This is a genomic window from Halalkalibacter flavus, from assembly GCF_036663575.1.
In the GTDB taxonomy this organism is placed as follows: Bacteria; Bacillota; Bacilli; order Bacillales; family Bacillaceae_D; genus Halalkalibacter; species Halalkalibacter flavus.
The window spans coordinates 1-265 of record NZ_JAWRVK010000265.1; the positions used below are offsets into that span (position 1 = coordinate 1).

The window sequence follows — 265 nt, forward strand, 5'->3', positions numbered from 1 at the left end:
GGTCAATATCTACGATCAACTCGGGTTTGCCTGTCTCCAGATCCGTTTTAAGTTCCTCTATGCCTGCGATATTTTTTTCAATAACGAACTTTTTAATTTTTTCAGCCAAGCCGGCCAGCTTGTCGAAGTTTTCCCCAACGATCTCAATATTGATATCCTTGCCTACGGGTGGCCCTGCCGGATCCTGATCCACGGTGATCTGAACCCCGGGATAACCTTTCATGCGTTTGCGGATGTCGTCCATCACGTCGCTGGAAAGAATATC

Annotated in this window: 1 protein-coding gene; it reads right to left on the reverse strand. The window is 47.2% G+C overall.

Features of this window, described 5'->3' with window-relative positions:
* Positions 1–265: hypothetical protein (locus SAY88_RS25155; protein ID WP_332635159.1), on the reverse strand; the 265-nt coding region annotated here is incomplete at both ends.